Raw genomic sequence first — 15,407 nt, forward strand, 5'->3', positions numbered from 1 at the left:
ATTATGCGCTCCGAGTGTTTTTCTTGTTCATGGACTTAACGTCCAGAACTTCGGGATTCTGAGCTTCGTGCGGGTGCTCTGCCCCTGCGTAAACGCGCAGGTTGGTCATTTGCTGACGAGACAGTTTGCCGCCCGGCAACATACGCTGAACCGCTTTGGTCACGACGCGCTCGGGGAATTTGCCCTCAAGGATCTGACCGATGGTGCGGGATTTGATGCCGCCCGGATGGCCCGTGTGCCAGTAGAAACGCTCGTCGGTGCGTTTTTTGCCGGTCAACTGGATTTTGTCAGCATTGATGATGATGACATTGTCACCCATGTCCATGGACGGGGTGAAGGTGGCTTTGTGTTTGCCACGAAGGCGCATAGCGACGATCGAAGCAAGACGGCCCAGAACAACGCCCTCAGCGTCGATCAGGATCCATTTCTTGTCGATGTCCGCCGGTGTTGCGGAAAAAGTTTTCATTTGTCTTGCCCTTTAGGGTGGGAATTCGGATGGGCGAGTTCTAACGGTTTCGCGCGCCACGTCAAGCGCCACAAATCTTATTTTATGTAGCAAATTCAGCACGTTAAAAAATAGGTATTATTTTACCCCACATTTTTCTGCTTTTGGAAGCCCAAAACGTCTCTTTGCCTGCATCCCTCGACCTTTCCATATGTTTTCCAGCACTGTCACTCAAATCCCCCCTCACCGAGGTATAGATCTCATTTTCGGTATACATTGGTATACCCCACTTCCCTTTTTCTGCCCAATGCGCTATGAAATCCGCGACTCCCCACCCTCCTCCGTTCCAAGGACATTCCTATGACCAAGATCAAGGTAGACAACCCCATCGTTGAGATGGACGGCGATGAAATGACCCGCATCATTTGGGACTTCATCAAGAAAAAATTGATCCTGCCCTATCTCGACATTGATCTGCTTTATTATGACCTCGGGATCGAAGAACGCGATCGGACCGAAGATCAGATCACCATCGACGCCGCGATGAAAACCCGCGAGGTTGGTGTCGCGGTCAAATGCGCCACCATCACCCCTGACGAGCAGCGCGTCGAAGAATTCGGCCTCAAACAAATGTGGAAATCGCCCAACGGCACGATCCGCAACATCCTTGGCGGCACAATCTTTCGCCAGCCGATCATTTGTAAAAACGTGCCGCGCCTCGTGCCCGGTTGGACCTCGCCGATCGTGGTCGGGCGTCACGCTTTTGGCGATCAATATAAAGCCACCGATTTCCGGTTCCCCGGCAAAGGCCAGTTGACGATGAAATTCGTTGGCGACGATGGCACTGTGATCGAGAAAGTCGTCTACGACGCCCCCTCCGCCGGTGTATATCAGGCGATGTACAATCTGGACGACAGCATCCGCGACTTTGCCCGCGCCTCGTTGAACTACGGCCTCAATCTCGGCTGGCCGGTCTATCTGTCGACCAAAAACACCATCCTCAAAGCCTATGATGGCCGCTTCAAAGATATTTTCGAAGAGGTCTATGAAGCCGAGTTTGCCGAAGACTTCAAAAAGGCTGGCATCTGGTACGAACACCGCCTGATCGACGACATGGTTGCCTGTGCGATGAAATGGTCGGGCAAATTCGTCTGGGCCTGTAAAAACTACGATGGTGACGTGCAATCGGACACCGTGGCACAGGGCTTTGGCTCGCTGGGCCTGATGACCTCGCAATTGATGACGCCCGATGGCAAGATCGTCGAAGCCGAAGCCGCCCACGGCACTGTCACCCGCCACTACCGTCAACACCAAGCGGGAGAGGCCACCTCGACCAACTCTATCGCCTCGATTTTCGCTTGGACCGGGGGGCTCAAACACCGCGCCAAACTGGACGACAACGATCAATTGATGCGCTTTGCCACCACCTTGGAAAAGGTCATCGTCGATACGGTCGAAAGCGGCTTTATGACCAAAGACCTCGCGCTTTTGGTCGGCCCGGATCAAGGCTGGCTGACCACCATGGGGTTCTTGGAGAAAATCGACGAAAACCTGAATAAGGCTTTGGGCGGCTAAACTGCACTTTCGCGATGACAACAGGGCCGGAGCCGCAATGCTCCGGCCTTTTATGTCTGTGGTTGCCTCGACACGGCCTTGCACCTCGCCACACCCTTTGACAGACTGCACCACGGCGCGACCCAAACCGGGGTGCCGATGTTGACCTCAAAAGGAACAGTTATGAAAGACCTCACAAAATCTCTTTTCGCCGCGGCCCTGATCGCCCTCACCGCCTCCCCCGCCTTCGCGCATTTGCCGCCCGAAGAGCATGGCTCGTTTCTGGCCGGGGCCTCGCATCCGCTGTTTGGCCTTGATCATGTCTTGGCGATGCTGGCGGTCGGTGTTTGGGCGCTTCAGATCGGCGGGCGGGCGATCTGGGCTGTGCCTGCGGGCTTTGTCGGCGCGATGACACTGGGCTATATTGGCGCGCGGTTGGGGATGGCTTTGCCCTTTGTCGAACCGATGATCCTCGCCTCCTCGATCCTCTTTGGCGTCCTTGTGATGCTGGCTTTGCGTCCGGGCCTTTGGGGCGGCGTGGCAGTGGCGGCGTTTTTTGGCCTGTTTCATGGCCATGCCCATGGTGCCGAACTGGGGGCCGCCACAGCATGGTCCTTTGGCGCAGGCTTTATCCTTGTGACGGCCGCGCTGCATGGCTCTGGTGTCATTTTGGCCCAATATATGGCCCGCGCTCATCCTTTTGCGCCCCGCGCTTTGGGGACGGCATCCGCGCTTCTGGGCCTGTCGCTCGTCTTCGGGTAAGGCCCTAAATTTCTGCACAATTTTAGATGTTAGCGCCCCCTTAAGCCTGTGTGTCTAAACCCTGTCTCAAACGGAGAACAGAAGGTTTCCGACATGCAGTTGGCATCTGCCTATACATCTGCGGCCCTCACCGGTCGCACGCAAGAGCAACAGGCGCTCCGTTCGCCTTCCGTCTCACCGGAAGGGAACGGGGCCACTGGCGCGCGTGACAGCACGGCCCAAACCGCGGCCCCAACACAACATCAAAAGACCCGTGGGAAGCCATCCCAAACTGGCTCACCTGCGATCACACAAAGCACGGCTGAAAACGCGGCGGAGACGGCCAAAAGCGCCGTGAAATCCAAAACCGCGGGCGCGAATGCGGTGTTTGCCCGCTATGACCTGACCCAGATTTCGGCGACCGAGATTGATCAGATGACCTCCGAACTGAAATCGGCGGGGTTTGACGATCTTGGCTTTCTTATGAGCCTGGAACGGCAGGGCGCGACCTACCGAACCGAGATGGAAACCCGCGCCACGGTGCCGGGCTATGAGACGAACAGCGGTTTCGACGCGGCTGCGCCAATGGACCTTTTGGCCCAAACCCGCTCCGAACGCGATTTGGCCCATCGCTATGGCCAAACCACCGAACGGCTCGACAGCCAGTTGGCCAAATTGGAGGCGGCGCATATGAATCGCCCCTCTGCCGCAGCCCCGGCCGGGCCTTCGGCGCAAATGGCCGAAACCCTTGTGTTGTTTCAGGCCCAGCGACTTTGGATTGAATGACCCCTCTTGACGGATCCCTGTAGAAGAAAGGCAGCCCATGCTGATCGCCCCCAATATCCCCCAAACCAGCCTCACCACACAAACAGCCAGCGCCACGTCAGGGCCGCAGGCCCCAGTCACACACACAACGGAGCGCCGCGGGTTCACCGCTCAAACGTCTGCGCCCACGGCTGAGGCGATCTATGCAGACTACGATTTCACCAATATTTCGCCCGATGAGATCGACGACATGGCCGACCGGCTGCGCGAGGCCGGAGCCTATGAATTTAGCGACATGATGATGCTCGAAACCCGTGGCACACGGTTTCAACAACATCTGTGCGATTGCCTTTATGAGGCTGGGATCACCAACAGCCGCTCTTTCGACGGTGCGCAGAAAAGCGATGTCATTGCCTCGTTCACATTCCAGATCGAAATGTCGCGGCGCGCCGGAGATCCGACCGAATTTGCCCAAAAGAGCCTGGATCGGCTTGAGGAGATCCACGCGCAAGCCCAAGCGGATCGGGCCAAGGCACAGGCTGTGCCGTCCCGCGCCGCGCCGACGCCCGCTTTGGCGCAATCTCTGCTTGGCTTTATGGCGCAGTCTGGCTGAACTGCCGCTTTTTAGGGCAGCCTCCCTGCCCCGTCTCGTTGGGACAAGGCGGCTCTGCATTTTACGCTAGACAGGTCAGCATTCCTGTCCTACATACCCGCTATGCCCGCACCCTTTCCCATTCCGCAAAACCCGGCGAAACACACGCTGTTCGAGGACCTCCAAGGGTTCTCCATCGCGCTGATCACCACCGCCATCGGGTTGACCATCATCGCCCAGCTCGGGTTCATCACCGGCCAGACGGCGGGCTTGGCTTTGGTGATCTCTTATCTCACCGGCTATTCCTTCTCTTGGGTGTTTTGGCTGATCAATATCCCGTTTTATGCCCTCGCGTGGTTTCGCATGGGCAAGGAATTCACCATCAAATCGGCGCTTTGCGTCACGGCGCTGTCGATCCTTGTCGCGGTGATTCCGAAATGGATGTCGTTTGACACGCTCAATCCGGTGTTCGGCACCGTCGCCTTTGGCATCCTCACCGGATACGGGCTTTTGGGCACGTTTCGTCACAAAGGCTCGCTGGGCGGATTGGGCGTGGTTGCGCTCTATGCTCAGGACAAATACGGCATCCGCGCCGGGATTGTGCAACTTTGTTTTGATGCTGTGCTGTTCACCGTGGCTTTCTTCCTTTTCGAACCGTCCCGCGTGCTCTATTCCCTCTTGGGCGCGGTGATCCTCAATGGTGTGATCGCCTTTAATCACCGCCGCGACAGATATATCGCCAGTTGAGGTCCGCATCAGGGCCGTCAAAAGCCCCGAGGACACGCATGCAAACCGCAGACCCAAAAGCCGACACCCACAGCCTGCTCGAAGATGCGCAGGGGTTTATTTTCGGCACCGCCATGTGCGCCTTTGCCCTTGTGATGCTGCGCGATCTGGGGTTGGTGACCGGGCAGACCGCCGGTCTGGCGCTGTTGATCTCCTATATGTTCAAACTGCCCTTCGGCTGGGTGTTCTTTGCGGTGAACCTGCCGTTCTATTGGTTTGGCTACAAACGCATGGGGCTGAAATTCGTTCTGAAAACCTTTGCCTGCGTGGCGCTGATCTCGGTCTTTTCCGAGGTCTTCCCGCATTTCGTCTCCTTTGAAACGCTCAATCCGGTGTTCGGCGCGATCATGTTGGGATTCATGACCGGCGCGGGGCTGATGGCGATTTTCCGGCATGGCGGCTCGCTGGGCGGGATCGGCATTTTGGCGCTCTATCTGCAAGACGCGACCAAATTCAAAGCGGGCTATGTGCAACTGGCCTTTGACGCCTGCCTCTTTGCCGTTGCCGCCTTCATCTTGCCGTTACCGCAGGTGCTCTACTCCTTGCTCGGCGCGGTCGTCGTCAACCTTGTGATCGCGATCAACCATCGCCGCGACCGCTATATTGCAATGTAAGGGGGAACCAAGATGCCCAAACATTATCTCTTCCTTCTGGCGGCCATCGTCTCCGAAGTCATCGGCACAACCGCACTCAATGCCTCGCATCAGTTTACCAAACTCGTGCCCTCGGTCATCGTGGTCATCGGCTATGGCCTGTCGTTCTATTTCCTGTCGCACACGCTCAAAGTCATGCCCGTCGGCATCGTCTACGCCATCTGGTCCGGGCTGGGCATCGTTCTCATCACCCTCATCGGCCTTGTCGCCTTTGGTCAAAAAATCGACCTCCCCGCCCTCCTTGGCATGGCTCTCATCCTCGCCGGGGTTCTCGTGATCAATGTGTTCTCAAAAACCGTGACCCACTGACCCCTCCCACCCCATGAGCATTTTACGCGCCAAATGCGGGTTTTTCGCCGCTCTGGTGCTTTAAAGCTGGTGTTTTGCCGCCGGGCCGGGTAGGCCCCCGCGCAAGACATACCTCACACGGAAACCGCACCCTATGGATCTTCGCAATATCGCCATCATCGCCCACGTTGACCACGGCAAAACGACACTCGTCGATGAGCTCCTGAAACAGTCGGGCACCTACCGCGAAAATCAGGCCACCACTGAACGCGCCATGGACAGCAACGACCTCGAGCGCGAGCGCGGGATCACCATTCTCGCCAAAGCCACCTCGGTCGAGTGGAAAGGCCATCGCATCAACATCGTCGACACGCCCGGCCACGCCGACTTTGGCGGCGAAGTCGAACGCATCCTGTCCATGGTGGACGGGGTTGTGTTGTTGGTCGATGCCGCCGAAGGCCCGATGCCGCAAACCAAATTCGTGACCTCGAAAGCGCTGGCTCTTGGCCTGCGTCCGATCGTGGTTCTCAACAAGGTCGACAAACCGGATGCAGAGCCGGATCGCGCGCTTGATGAGTGTTTCGATCTCTTCGCCTCGCTTGATGCCGATGACGATCAGCTCGACTTCCCGCATCTGTATGCGTCTGGCCGCTCTGGCTGGTGTGACGCCGAACTCGACGGGCCGCGCAAAAATCTGGACGCGCTGTTCAACCTCGTGCTCAACCACGTCCCTGCCCCGCGTCAGCTCAAGCATCAGCACGAGCCGTTCAAAATGCTTGCAACCACCTTGGGCGCCGACCCGTTCCTGGGCCGCATCCTGACCGGTCGTGTGGAAAGCGGCACGCTCAAAACCGGCGCGACCATTCAGGCGCTGACCCGCAACGGTCAAAAAATCGAACAATTCCAGGTCAAGAAAATTCAGGCCTTCCGTGGCCTTGGCATGCAGGAAATCCCGGAAGCCATCGCCGGCGACATCGTCTCCATCGCGGGCATGTCGAAAGCCACCGTGTCCGACACGCTCTGCGCCCTCGAAGTGGACGCCCCGCTCGAAGCCCAGCCGATTGACCCGCCGACCATCACCGTCACCTTTGGCATCAACGACAGCCCGCTTGCCGGCCGCGATGGCAAAAAGGTGCAATCGCGCGTCATCCGTGACCGTTTGATGAAAGAAGCCGAAGTCAACGTGGCGATCAAAGTCACCGACACCCCCGGCGGCGAAGCCTTTGAGGTTGCCGGTCGCGGCGAGCTTCAGATGGGCGTTTTGATCGAAAACATGCGTCGCGAAGGGTTCGAACTGTCGATCTCTCGCCCGCAGGTTTTGATGCGCGAATTGGACGGCGTCAAAGTTGAGCCGATCGAAGAAGTCACCATCGACGTCGATGACGAATACTCGGGTGCTGTGATTGAAAAGCTGACCGGCGCCCGCAAAGGCGAGCTGACCGAGATGAAACAGCAAAACGGCAAAACGCGCATCATCGCGCATGTGCCGTCGCGCGGTCTCATCGGCTATCACGGCGAATTCCTCACCGATACCCGTGGCACGGGCGTTTTGAACCGCGTGTTCCACGATTGGGCCCCTTATAAAGGCCACATTCCGGGCCGTCGCCAAGGCGTTTTGATCTCCATGGATAGCGGTCAGGCCGTGTCCTACGCTTTGTGGAAACTCGAAGATCGCGGTCACTTCTTTATCGGCGCTCAGGCCGATGTCTATCAGGGCATGATCATTGGCGAACATAGCCGTGACAATGACCTCGAAGTGAACCCGCTCAAGGGCAAACAGTTGACCAACGTCCGTGCGTCGGGCACCGATGAGGCCGTGCGCCTCACCACCCCGGTGACACTGACCTTGGAACAGGCGATTGCCTATATCGACGACGACGAACTGGTCGAAGTGACGCCGAAAGCGATCCGTTTGCGCAAGCGCTACCTCGATCCGAACGAGCGCAAGCGCCACGCGAAATCGTCCAAAGCCTAAACAGCTCAGACGTTTCAGACTGATGACAAAGGCCCGTGTGAAAACGCGGGCCTTTTGCTTTGGCGCGCAGACTCTGTGCGGCCACGGGGACTGCGCCAAAGCGCGAAACTTCCTATATGGTGATCAAACGGAGGATCATCTCATGAAAAAAATCCAAACCCAAGGCGTGCATCACATCACCATCACCGGCGCGGACCGGCAAAGCTCCATCGACTTTTGGGAAGGTGTGTTGGGCATGCCCTTTGTCTTTGAACAGCCCAATCTGGATGATGCAAAACAAGGCCATCTGTATTTCGATCCCGGCGACGGACGGTTGATCACCGTCTTCACCTCAGAGGACCGCACACCAGGTCGGCACCGGATTGATCAAGGCCCCGGCTCCTTGCATCACTTGGCGTTCAATGTTTCAAAAGTCAGTTTCGATCACATCGTGGCGCGGCTCAATGCGCGCGGGATCACCCATTCAGGCCCGAAAGATCGCGGCTTTATGGACAGCATTTATTTCCGCGACCCGAATGGCATGTTGGTGGAATTGGCCAGCTACCGCTTTGAGCCGCCATTGGGGTTCACCCATACCGACGTGTTGCACCGCGCCCATCTGATCCGCGTGGCGGCGGGAGACGATCACATCGACACCGAACATCTGGCCGATGCGATTGAGGCCTTGGTCACCGAGCGCACAAACACGCTTTCTGAGGATCGCGGGCCGAAAAACCCGTATTCCACATAAAACGGCGCGGAATCTCTCCCGCGCCGCTTCATAAACTTTGATCCGATTACTCTTCGGTCTCAACCACCAAAAGCTCGCGCTCGGACGCGCCTTTGGCATGGCTCAGCGCCTCTTGGTATTCGGGCGAATGGTAACAGGCGACCGCCGCTTCAACCGTGTCAAATTTCGCCACAACATTGCGTGGGCGATCTTTGCCCTCAAGCTGCACATAGCGCGCCGCACGGGCAATGAATTTGCCGCCGTGTTTGGCAATGGCAGGACCGGCAAGCTTGGCATATTTGCCATAGGCTTCCTCATCCGTGACGGTCACATGGGCGATCCAAAGGGCTGGCATATCTTATCCTTTCAACAGAGTTTCAGCGGCGGCAATGGCAGCCTCAGCACCGGAGAAATCCTTGCCCCCGCCCTGCGCCATATCCGGTCGACCACCGCCACCTTTGCCGCCGACGGCAGGCACGGCGGCCTTGAGCACGTCGACCGCAGAGACTGTCGCGGTCAGATCATCGGTGACGCCACAGGCCACAGCGACCTTTCCGTCCTCTTCGGTGATCAACAAGATCACGCCCGAGCCGAGGTTGGTTTTATGGGCGTCAATCAGAGCCCGCAGGTCTTTGCCCGACACACCTTCAAGCGCTTGCGCAAGGAAGGGGATGCCGTTGATCATCTTGGCCTCGACCGCGCCTTTGGCGCCGCCGCCCATGGCCAATTCGCGTTTGAGATTGGCCACCTCTTGTTCCAATCTCTTGCGTTCCTCGGCCAGCGTTTTGACCCGCTCAACGACTTCGCTCACCGGCGTTTTGAGCGCGGCTGCGATCACCTCCGCCCGGTTCGCGGCCTCGGCCAGATGGTCAAGTGCGGCTTGGCCCGTCAGGGCTTCGATCCGGCGCACACCGGCTGAGGAGGCACTGTCGCCCAAGATCACACACAGGCCGATGTCGCCAGTGCGTTTGACATGGGTGCCGCCACACAGTTCGAGCGAATAGGTCATTCCATCCGCGCCTTTGCCGGTGTCAGCGCGGCCCATGGAGACCACGCGCACTTCGTCGCCGTATTTCTCGCCAAACAAAGCCTGCGCCCCAAGTGCGCGGGCGTCATCGGGCGTCATGATCCGGGTTTCGACCGGGGTGTTTTGGCGGATGTAGCCGTTCACATCCTCTTCAACCTTACGCAGTTCTTCCGCGCTCAGGCCTTTGGTGTGGCTAAAGTCAAACCGCAACCGATCCGGCGCATTCAGTGACCCGCGCTGCGCCACATGCGCGCCCAGCGTTTCGCGCAGCGCCTCATGCAACAGATGCGTGGCAGAGTGGTTGGCGCGGATCGCGGTCCGGCGAGCATGATCGACGATCAGCTCAGCCGCCTGTCCGGTTTTGATCTCACCCGTGGTGACTTTGCCGATGTGAATGAACACGCCAGCGACCTTTTTCGTGTCGGTCACATTTACAGTGCCGCCCTCGACGCGGATCAGCCCCATGTCACCGACTTGGCCACCACTTTCGCCATAAAACGGCGTCTGGTTGACCACGACCATGACCTCGTCGCCCGCTGTCGCAGACCCGACAGAGCCTCCCCCTTTGACCAGTGCCAACACCTGACCTTCGGCGCTCTCGGTGTCGTAGCCCAAAAACTCGGTGACGCCATGCTCTTCGGCAATATCGTACCACACGGTCGCATCGGCCGTTTCACCCGACCCGGACCAGGCCGCGCGGGCCTTGGCTTTTTGTTCGGCCATGGCGGCGTCAAAGCCTGCGGTGTCGACCGCACGGCCCTGTTCACGCAGCGCGTCTTGGGTCAAATCGAGTGGGAAACCATAGGTGTCATAGAGTTTGAACGCCGCTTCGCCCGGAAGGTTGGCACCCTCTTCAAGGCCGGACAATTCTTCGTCCAAAAGTTTCAGGCCGCGATCCAACGTATTGATAAAGCGCGTTTCTTCGAGTTTCAAAGTCTCTTCGATCATCGACTGACCTTGACGCAATTCCGGGTAGGCCTCGCCCATCTGGCGCACCAGTTCGGGCACCAGCTTGTACATGATCGGGTCTTTCGCACCCAACAGATGCGCATGGCGCATGGCGCGGCGCATGATCCGGCGCAGTACATAACCGCGGCCCTCATTGGACGGCATCACGCCATCTGCGATCAGGAAAGAGGTCGAACGCAAATGGTCGGCAATCACCCGGTGATGGACATTTTTATCGCCATAGGGATCGACCGAAGTCGCATGGGCCGAAGCCTCGATCAGCGCCTTCATCAGATCGGTATCGTAGTTGTCATGGCTGCCTTGCAACAGCGCCGCAATGCGCTCAAGCCCCATACCGGTGTCGATTGACTGCATGTCCAGTTCGGTCATCGTGCCATCGGCGAACTTCTCGTTTTGCATGAACACAACGTTCCAGATCTCGATGAACCGGTCGCCATCTTCCTCAGGACTGCCCGGAGGACCGCCCCAAATATGATCGCCGTGGTCGTAGAAAATCTCTGTACACGGCCCGCACGGTCCCGTGTCACCCATCTGCCAAAAGTTGTCGGAGGTGGCGATGCGGATGATCCGCTCTTCCGGCACGCCGACCTTTTTCCAAATCTCAAACGCCTCGTCATCGGTGTGGTAGACCGTGGTGTAGAGTTTGTCCTTCGGGATGTCGAAATCCTTGGTGATCAACTCCCAGGCAAAGGGGATTGCTTCATTTTTGAAGTAATCGCCAAAGGAAAAATTGCCCAGCATCTCAAAGAATGTGTGGTGGCGCGCGGTGTAGCCGACGTTGTCGAGATCGTTGTGTTTGCCGCCGGCGCGCACACATTTTTGTGCCGTGGTTGCGCGGACATAATCGCGTTTCTCCACCCCGGTGAAACAGTTTTTGAACTGCACCATGCCGGAGTTGGTGAACATCAACGTCGGATCGTTGCGCGGCACAAGCGGCGAACTGTCCACAACCTTATGACCGTTGCGTTCGAAATAGTTGAGAAAGGTGGAGCGGATATCGTTCACGCTGGGCATGTTGGGCTCATCCTTACAGGCGTTTTGGGGCCGCCAGATCTGGCGTTCAGGACGGTTTACCGCCCCTGTGCGATCCTGTCCATAACCGCGCATAGGAAAAGGGCCGAAACGCGATGGTTCCGGCCCCTCTTCCCTTGAAAACCTTTGGGTTCTTCGGCGGTCTAAGCCCGATCCCGCACTCTTATACCTCGTCAGCCTCGTCATCGACGATGTCGTCATGGGAGAATTCCGCACCCAGATCGAAATCCAACCCATGCGCCGCACGGATTTTATCTTCGATCTCAAGCGCAATTTGCGGGTTTTCTTTCAGGTACCGTTTGGCGTTTTCACGCCCCTGCCCCACGCGCTCATCGCCGTAGGAGAACCACGCGCCGGATTTATCGACCACGCCCGCCTTGACGCCAAGGTCCAAAAGCTCGCCGGTTTTGGAGATGCCTTCGCCATACATGATGTCGAATTCCACCTGTTTGAACGGCGGAGCGACTTTGTTTTTGACGACTTTGACGCGGGTTTCGGAACCGACCACCTCGTCGCGGTCCTTGATCGCGCCAATGCGGCGAATGTCCAGACGCACAGAAGAGTAGAATTTCAGCGCGTTGCCACCGGTCGTGGTTTCGGGCGAGCCGAACATGACGCCGATTTTCATCCGAATTTGGTTGATGAAGATCACGGTGCATTTGGAGCGTGAAATCGAGCCGGTAAGTTTGCGCATCGCCTGCGACATCAAACGCGCATGTACACCGACCGAGCTGTCGCCCATATCGCCTTCAAGTTCGGATTTCGGCGTCAAGGCCGCAACCGAGTCGACAACCACAAGGCTCACCGCGCCGGAGCGCACCAAAGTGTCCACGATTTCAAGTGCTTGTTCGCCGGTGTCAGGTTGGGAGATCAGCAGCTCATCCAGATTCACGCCCAGTTTGCGGGCATAGATCGGATCAAGCGCATGTTCGGCGTCGACAAAAGCGCAAACGCCGTTTTTCTTTTGCTCTTCAGCGACGCAATGCAACGTCAGGGTGGTTTTACCGGAGCTTTCCGGGCCGTAGATCTCAACGATCCGGCCTTTCGGAATGCCGCCAATGCCAAGCGCGATGTCCAGACCAAGCGAGCCCGTCGAGGTGGATTCAATCTCTTGCACCGGGTTGTCCGCGCCAAGGCGCATGATCGACCCCTTGCCAAATTGCCGCTCAATTTGCGCCAGCGCACTGTCGAGCGCCTTTTGCTTTTCGCCATCTTTTTTGGTCATGTTCGCCGCCGTAGCCATTGTTCACTTCCTTATTTCACACCAAATCTCGCACGGCAACGGGTGCAAATAAGTCACCTCATGCGGCGGTCTGGGACTGTTCTTGTTCGCCTCTTGTTCTCACGGATCTTTATGAGGACAAAAAGAGAACATTTCAACTCAATTCTTAACATTCCAATTTAAAGACAAATTGCACTGCTAATATTTAACAAATCGTTTACCGTGAAAGAACTGCTGAAAAATAATTCTATAGACAAATATGCCTTTGTTTATGAAAGGAAATCCTCCAGATAACCAAAAAAGACGCCGTCTCATCTTTAGTAGAACTGCGCCTGAACCGTGGCCGTCAGTTCCGACAGGGAAAACGGTTTGGGCAGGAACACCGAATTGGGGATGCGCGCCTGTTGTTCGGTGAAATGGTCTTCGGCATAGCCCGAGACAAACACCACTTTCACATCCGGCCGGGTTTTCAGGGCTTCCGAGACCCAGCTTGGCCCATCCATCCCCGGCATGATCACGTCAGAGACAAACACATCAATATGCAGGCTGCTGTCTTCGAGCGTTTCCAACGCCTCTTCGGCATTTTCCGCCTCGATCACCGTATAGCCCCGCAACCGCAAGGCGCGCGAGGCAAAGGCACGCACCGGTGCCTCGTCTTCGACCAACAGAATCACCCCGGAGCCGCGTTCGGCGGGCACAGATGCGTCAGGAATCGGTTTGTTTGCCGCCTCGACCACCGCCTCAGCCCGCGCGGTATGCGCAGGCAAAAAGATGGTAAAGGCGGTACCAGACCCGACCACGGAGTCCAAAAATATAAAACCCCCGGTCTGTTTGATGATCCCGTATGCCGTGGATAGACCCAGGCCCGTGCCCTCGCCCGTCCGTTTGGTGGTGAAAAACGGCTCAAACACTTTTTGCAACCGCTCGGGCGGAATGCCGATCCCCTGATCTGAGACGCTGACCACGACATATTCGCCTGCGGGCACCGTGGCTCGATCTCGGGTCAGGGCCTGGCGCAACACTTCGTTACGGGTTTCGACCTTGATCTCCCCGCCCGTCGGCATGGCGTCACGGGCGTTCACCACAAGGTTCATGATCACTTGTTCAAGCTGACGTTTGTCGACCCGGATCGGCAACAGGCCCGCGTCGTGACTGAGGGTGAGGGTCACTTTCTCCCCAACCAGCCTGTTCAGCAAATGGGTCAGATCAGACAGGGTATCGCGCAGGTCAATGACCTCGGGCTTGAGGGTCTGTTTGCGTGAAAAGGCCAACAATTGACCAACAAGAGACGCGGCACGGTTGGCGTTTTGGTGAATTTGGACGAGATCGCCATAATCCGGGTCGGACTTGTCGTGACGCAGCAGCAACAGGTCACAATGGCCGGAAATGGCCGTCAAAAGGTTGTTGAAATCATGTGCTACGCCACCAGCCAACTGACCGATGGCCTGCATTTTCTGGCTTTGAACAAATTGCGCCTCAAGCGATTTCAGCTCGGTTGCATCTGAGAGCACCGCGATCAATTCGATCTCATCTCCCTTGCCTTCGACCCGGCTCAGGGTGATTTGCAGGAATGTATCGTTTTGCGGCCGCGCCGCGCGGACAAATTCCGGCTTGCGCGCCCGCGCCATGGCCACATCCGTCACCCAATCCTGCACAGGCCGTCCCAGCCCTTCGACCAAATCGCCGAGTCTGAGTTGATCATGGGCCATGATCGACAAAAGTTCGCGCGCGGGTCGGTTGGATTGTAAAATCCGACCATCAACAGAGACTTTCAAAAGCGCCACAGGCAGCGCATCAAAGGCGTCCCATTCGCCCACAGAGGGGGTTTTTTCCGGCAAGAAATACACTTCCTTGCGCCCAGAGCCACCCGTTTCAAACTGGGCCACACGGGCATAGACGCGCCCTTCGGCACCCGACAAAACATGCACATCACCATGGCGGAGCGGCAGGTCGGTCACCACCCGATCCAAGGTCTTTTCGCGATGACCGATCAAGCGGCGCATGGCCTCATTCATAAACAGCACCGCGTTGTTTTTGCTCAGGGTCATCATCGGCAGAGCCAAAGCCTCGCCGTCCAGGGAGCTGCCCTTTTCGACCATATCATCCAGGCGCCATAAAAACCCGTCCTCCCCGATCATATGCACACCCAGGCGCACATGACCGTGGCGCATCACCACATCTTCGCGCGCGCCGCCCTTGGCCAAAGCCCGCGATTGCAGCCGCGCCAAAGTGGTGGCTGGAGCGGCAAAAAGATCCTCAAGGGCCGCCAAAAGCGTCTCTCCGCCCCGCCCGCCAAACCGCTTGATGGCGGCCCGGTTTTCATAGCCGATCACACCATCAAGATCTGTGGTGAAACAAGGCGCCGCATCATTGGCCACAAATTGGGCCAGAGCGTTGTGCACACGTTTACGCGCGATTTTGCGCAGATGGGTCAGCACACGCACCAGAATGGCGGCCCAAAGCAGAACGGCCCCCGTACCAAAAGCCAAAAGACCAAACCGCGGCAGCGGCAACACCAGAGCCGCGCCACAAAGCAAAAGCCCACCAATGGCAATGGTCATACTATAAGGAGCAAGGCGCTCGGCTTGTTTAGACAATGGGCCCGCTGTCATGCTGACGCTCGTCACAAATCCCCCCTCGTCGTGCAGT

The 15,407-nt window shown here is 57.5% G+C and carries 14 protein-coding genes; 9 read left to right on the forward strand and 5 right to left on the reverse strand.

Annotated elements, in window-relative coordinates:
* Nucleotide 1: 1 nt before the first annotated feature.
* Nucleotides 2-466, reverse strand: a complete 465-nt coding sequence (gene rplM / locus B30_RS06675; RefSeq protein ID WP_009571278.1) for a 50S ribosomal protein L13 — start codon at nt 464-466, stop codon at nt 2-4.
* 339 nt (nt 467-805) lie between these two features.
* Here rplM and B30_RS06680 point away from each other — a divergent pair, with 339 nt between their 5' ends.
* The 9 genes from B30_RS06680 (at nt 806) to B30_RS06720 (ending at nt 8,529) form a co-directional block, all read left to right on the forward strand.
* A complete protein-coding gene (locus B30_RS06680) occupies nt 806-2,020 on the forward strand; it encodes an NADP-dependent isocitrate dehydrogenase (RefSeq protein WP_009571279.1) in 1,215 nt (404 codons plus the stop codon).
* Between the two features lie 162 nt (nt 2,021-2,182).
* Nucleotides 2,183-2,761, forward strand: a complete 579-nt coding sequence (locus B30_RS06685) for a HupE/UreJ family protein (protein ID WP_009571280.1) — start codon at nt 2,183-2,185, stop codon at nt 2,759-2,761.
* A 93-nt stretch (nt 2,762-2,854) separates the two neighbouring features.
* Complete coding sequence (locus B30_RS06690; RefSeq protein WP_009571281.1) at nt 2,855-3,526, forward strand: hypothetical protein; 672 nt, start codon at nt 2,855-2,857, stop codon at nt 3,524-3,526.
* A gap of 37 nt (nt 3,527-3,563) precedes the next feature.
* The gene (locus B30_RS06695; protein ID WP_009571282.1) at nt 3,564-4,118 is read left to right on the forward strand and encodes a hypothetical protein; all 555 of its coding nucleotides are present in this window, start codon (nt 3,564-3,566) and stop codon (nt 4,116-4,118) included.
* Between the two features lie 102 nt (nt 4,119-4,220).
* Nucleotides 4,221-4,844, forward strand: a complete 624-nt coding sequence (locus tag B30_RS06700; RefSeq protein WP_009571283.1) for a YitT family protein — start codon at nt 4,221-4,223, stop codon at nt 4,842-4,844.
* A gap of 38 nt (nt 4,845-4,882) precedes the next feature.
* Nucleotides 4,883-5,497, forward strand: coding sequence for a YitT family protein (locus B30_RS06705; RefSeq protein ID WP_009571284.1), 615 nt, complete (start codon nt 4,883-4,885; stop codon nt 5,495-5,497).
* A 12-nt stretch (nt 5,498-5,509) separates the two neighbouring features.
* Nucleotides 5,510-5,845: a DMT family transporter gene (locus B30_RS06710; RefSeq protein WP_009571285.1), complete on the forward strand. Its 336-nt coding sequence runs from the start codon at nt 5,510-5,512 to the stop codon at nt 5,843-5,845.
* A 133-nt stretch (nt 5,846-5,978) separates the two neighbouring features.
* Nucleotides 5,979-7,799, forward strand: a complete 1,821-nt coding sequence (typA, locus tag B30_RS06715; RefSeq protein WP_009571286.1) for a translational GTPase TypA — start codon at nt 5,979-5,981, stop codon at nt 7,797-7,799.
* Nucleotides 7,800-7,941: 142 nt separating this feature from the next.
* Nucleotides 7,942-8,529, forward strand: a complete 588-nt coding sequence (locus B30_RS06720) for a VOC family protein (RefSeq protein ID WP_009571287.1) — start codon at nt 7,942-7,944, stop codon at nt 8,527-8,529.
* 46 nt (nt 8,530-8,575) lie between these two features.
* Here B30_RS06720 and B30_RS06725 read toward each other — a convergent pair whose 3' ends face one another.
* From B30_RS06725 to B30_RS06740, 4 genes are all read right to left on the reverse strand, one after another.
* Nucleotides 8,576-8,863 carry a DUF1330 domain-containing protein gene (locus B30_RS06725; RefSeq protein WP_009571288.1) on the reverse strand — a complete coding sequence of 96 codons (288 nt, stop codon included), beginning with the start codon at nt 8,861-8,863 and terminating at the stop codon, nt 8,576-8,578.
* A gap of 3 nt (nt 8,864-8,866) precedes the next feature.
* Nucleotides 8,867-11,518, reverse strand: coding sequence for an alanine--tRNA ligase (alaS, locus tag B30_RS06730; RefSeq protein ID WP_009571289.1), 2,652 nt, complete (start codon nt 11,516-11,518; stop codon nt 8,867-8,869).
* A 181-nt stretch (nt 11,519-11,699) separates the two neighbouring features.
* Entirely contained in the window at nt 11,700-12,779 is a 1,080-nt protein-coding gene (recA, locus tag B30_RS06735; protein ID WP_009571290.1) for a recombinase RecA, read from the reverse strand.
* A 296-nt stretch (nt 12,780-13,075) separates the two neighbouring features.
* Nucleotides 13,076-15,370, reverse strand: a complete 2,295-nt coding sequence (locus B30_RS06740) for a hybrid sensor histidine kinase/response regulator (RefSeq protein WP_009571291.1) — start codon at nt 15,368-15,370, stop codon at nt 13,076-13,078.
* Between the last annotated feature and the right edge of the window lie 37 nt (nt 15,371-15,407).

Source organism: Celeribacter baekdonensis B30 (assembly GCF_000299875.1).
In the GTDB taxonomy this organism is placed as follows: domain Bacteria; phylum Pseudomonadota; class Alphaproteobacteria; order Rhodobacterales; family Rhodobacteraceae; genus Celeribacter; species Celeribacter baekdonensis_A.